We start from the raw sequence: 2,305 nt of genomic DNA on the forward strand, positions 1-2,305 counted from the left end.
GGGCTGACGGCCAGCTCGGCGGCGAGGGCGCGGACGGCGGGCAGGGGCTCGCCGGGCGCCAGCGTGCCGGCCCGGATGCCGCTCTCCACGCTCGCCGAAATGGCCGCCGACGACGAACCCGCGATCTGATAATGTGCTGCCACAGTTCGGAGATTGTACTAGAACAAAGGTGGGATGTCCCATGTACCCCCCGACCGAACGGACCACCGCCACCCGCTACCGCGACCGGATGCACTACGACCGGGCGACCGCGCACGCCCTGCTCGACGAGGGGTACCACTGCGCGCTGGCGTTCACCGTGGACGGTGAACCGCGGGTGCTGCCCACCCTGCACGTCCGGATCGACGACACCCTCTACGTGCACGGCTCCACCGGCAGCCGGCCGCTGCTCGCCGCCCGCAATGGCGACGGCCTGCCGGTCTGCGTCGCGGTCACCCACCTCGACGGCCTGGTCCTCGGCCGGTCCCAGTTCCACCACAGCGCCAACTACCGCTCGGTGGTCGCGCACGGCACCGCCCGGCCGGTCACCGACGAGGCGGAGAAGGCCCGGGTGCTCACCGCGCTGGTGGAGAAGGTGGCCGCGGGCCGCAGCACGGACAGCCGGCCGCCGACCCGCAAGGAACTGGCCGAGACGTCCGTACTTGCCCTGCCGCTGCGCGAGGTCTCGGTCCGGATCCGCGCCGCCGGGGTGCTCGACGAGCCCGCCGACTACGACCTGCCGTACTGGGCGGGAGTGCTGCCGCTGCGGCTCACCCGGGGCGTGCCCGAACCGGACGCCGGGGTCACCGCGCCCCTGCCCGGCTACCTGCGGCCGTCCCGCTCGCCCTGGCTGGACCCGGTGGTGCTGCGCGGCGAGCACGTGGTCCTGGAGCCGCTCGACCTGTCCCACGCCGAGGAGCTCTACGCCGCGCTCGACGACGAGGAGGTCTGGCGGCACGTCGGCAGCCCCCGACCGCAGAGCGCCGAGGACATGGCCGGGTACGTCCGCGCCGCCCTGGCCGCCAACGAGCGCGGCGTCCGGACACCGTGGGTGCAGCGGTGCGCGGTGACCGGAGCGGTGGTCGGCACCACCTCCTACTACCAGCCCGAGCCCGAGCTGGGCGCGGTGGAGATCGGCTACACCCAGCTCGGCCGGCCCTGGTGGCGGACCGGGATCAACACCGAGGCGAAGCTGCTGCTGCTCACCCGGGCCTTCGAGGAGCTGGACGCGATCCGGGTCACCTGGCAGACCAGCACGCTCAACGAGCGGTCGCAGCGGGCCATCGAGCGGCTCGGCGCCACCCGCGAGGGGACCCTGCGGTCCAACCGGCGGCGGGCCGACGGCACCTGGCGGCAGTCGGCCCTCTACTCGATGCTCGCCGAGGAGTGGCCGAATGCACAGGTCACCCTGCGGGAAAGGCTTCGCGCGGCGGTACCGGCGGCGTCATGATGTCCGGCGTGCTGGGCATCACTGACATCTGGACGTACGTGCTGGGGACCGTGGCGATCGTGCTGCTGCCCGGGCCCAACTCGCTCTTCGTGCTCTCCACCGCCGCCAAGCGCGGGGTACGGGCCGGCTACCGGGCCGCCGGCGGGGTGTTCGTCGGCGACTCGGTGCTGATGTTCCTCTCCGCCGCCGGGGTGGCGTCGCTGCTCAAGGCGTACCCGCCGCTCTTCCTGGTGATCAAGTACGCCGGCGCCGCGTACCTCGGCTATGTCGGGCTGACCATGCTGCGCGGCGCCTGGCGGCGCTGGCGGGACCGCAACAACCCGGCCACGCCGCGGCTGATCGACGCGGCGGAGCCGGCGGCGCTGCGCAGCCCGTTCCGGCGGGCGCTGGTCATCAGCCTGCTCAACCCGAAGGCGATCCTCTTCTTCATCTCCTTCTTCATCCAGTTCGTCGACCCCGGGTACGCCTGGCCGGCGCTGTCCTTCCTGCTGCTCGGGCTGATCGCCCAGGTGACCAGCGCGCTCTACCTGACCGCGCTGATCTTCGCGGGCACCTTCCTGGCCATCCAGTTCCACCGCCGCCGGCGGCTCGCCGCCAGCGGCATCACCGCCGTGGCGATGCTCTTCCTCGGCTTCAGCCTGAAACTCGCCACCGCCTCGGTCTGACCCCGCCACCCGCTCCCCGTCCTGCCCCCGCCTGTCCTGCCTGCCTGCCCGGCCTGTCTGCCCGCGCTGCCCGCCCGGGCTGCCCGGGGTCGGGAGGCACCAATTTCCCTGAAGTTGCTGCCTCCCCTCGCCGGGAGGCGCCAACTTCCCGGAAGTTGCGCCGCCCTTGCCAGGCGGGGGCGGGGCGGGCCGGTCGGCCGGGCGCGCGGGA

General features: G+C 73.2%; 3 protein-coding genes. 2 read left to right on the forward strand and 1 reads right to left on the reverse strand.

Annotated features, from left to right (window positions below; all coding sequences use genetic code 11):
* Nucleotides 1–143 (reverse strand): GntR family transcriptional regulator (locus tag ACWEVO_RS35210; protein WP_452311732.1); only part of this gene is annotated, 143 nt, incomplete at its 3' end.
* Between the two features lie 38 nt (nucleotides 144–181).
* Here ACWEVO_RS35210 and ACWEVO_RS35215 point away from each other — a divergent pair.
* Both ACWEVO_RS35215 and leuE read left to right on the forward strand, forming a co-directional pair.
* Nucleotides 182–1,429 carry a bifunctional pyridoxamine 5'-phosphate oxidase family protein/GNAT family N-acetyltransferase gene (locus ACWEVO_RS35215; RefSeq protein ID WP_452311730.1) on the forward strand — a complete coding sequence of 416 codons (1,248 nt, stop codon included), beginning with the start codon at nucleotides 182–184 and terminating at the stop codon, nucleotides 1,427–1,429.
* Nucleotides 1,426–2,094: a leucine efflux protein LeuE gene (gene leuE, locus ACWEVO_RS35220; protein ID WP_452311731.1), complete on the forward strand. Its 669-nt coding sequence runs from the start codon at nucleotides 1,426–1,428 to the stop codon at nucleotides 2,092–2,094. Before ACWEVO_RS35215 ends, leuE begins: the two co-directional genes overlap by 4 nt.
* Nucleotides 2,095–2,305 lie beyond the last annotated feature (211 nt).

The organism is Micromonospora sp. NPDC003776 (assembly GCF_053605645.1).